The following is a 1,150-nucleotide window of genomic DNA, read 5'->3' on the forward strand; positions in this document are numbered from 1 at the left end:
GGGGCATTTTTTTATGGCTCGAAGTAACCACTCAAAAGATGAAAAATTAGCGGTTCTAAGACTTCTTCACAAAGGACAAAAGACAATTTCAGAATTAGCTACTATATTTCAGGTTTCTTATAAAACCATTGAAGAATGGAACTACAAATATGAAATAGATGGAGAAATTGGCCTTGAAGAGTCCACTTCTTGGAATTCTTACTCGAAAGAGCTAAAGTTAGCAGCTGTACAAGACTATTTATCTGGACAATATTCTTTAAAAGAAGTTACAAGAAAATACAAGATTTCTGACAAATCCGTTTTGAGAAATTGGATTCAAAAGTATAATAGTCATAGAGAATTAAAGGATACCGGTAAAGGAATGACAAACTCTATGACTAATAAAAGAACAACGACGTTAGAAGAAAGAATACAGATTGTAAATTACTGTCTAGAACATCAGAAAAACTATCAGCTCGCTGCAGAAACCTATGAAGTGTCTTATCAACAGGTGTATCAATGGGTCAAAAAATTCGAAGTAAATGGTGAAGAGGCTCTGCAGGATAAACGTGGTCGCAAGAAAGAAGAACAGGAATTAACAGCTGAAGAAAAATTTAAGCTAGAAATGAAACGTTTAGAACGTGAAAATGAACGATTACGCGCAGAAAATGCCTTTTTAAAAAAGTTGGAAGAACTCGAAAGGAGGAATCGTTAACAAGCGTTCGTTTACAAAATAAATATAGAGCGATTCAAGAGTTACATGCGAAAGAAAATCTGCCAGTAATCCTTTTATGTGATATTGCCGGTTTATCTCGTGCTGCCTATTATAAATGGCTACAACGTACACCAACAGATAGAGAGCTAGAGAATAAAGCGATTCTTCAGGATATCCAAGCTATTTTTCGACAAGTCGAAGGAATTTATGGATATCGAAGAATGACTTTAAATATCAATCGTAAATACAATAAAAAGTTCAATCACAAACGTATTTATCGATTAATGCAAATCAGTGGTTTACAATCCGTGATTCGCCGAAAAAGAAAGCGATATGTTTCTTCACCTGCACAACATGTCGCTGAAAATCGATTAAATCGTGAATTTACTGCAAGCAAACCCAACGAAAAATGGGTAACAGATGTGACGGAGTTCAAATTAGGAAATGGAAAGAAAG

Annotated in this window: 2 protein-coding genes; both read left to right on the forward strand. The window is 34.8% G+C overall.

Annotated features, from left to right (window positions below; genetic code table 11):
- Nucleotides 1-694: helix-turn-helix domain-containing protein (locus tag BFJ97_RS23300; protein ID WP_217492411.1), on the forward strand; the 694-nt coding region annotated here is incomplete at its 5' end.
- Nucleotides 695-897: 203 nt separating this feature from the next.
- Nucleotides 898-1,150, forward strand: a 253-nt coding sequence (locus BFJ97_RS25340; RefSeq protein WP_254660231.1) for an IS3 family transposase, incomplete at its 3' end; no start/stop codon positions are given.

Origin of the sequence: Lysinibacillus xylanilyticus (assembly GCF_001708185.1) — a bacterium.
Taxonomy (GTDB): domain Bacteria; phylum Bacillota; class Bacilli; order Bacillales_A; family Planococcaceae; genus Lysinibacillus; species Lysinibacillus xylanilyticus_A.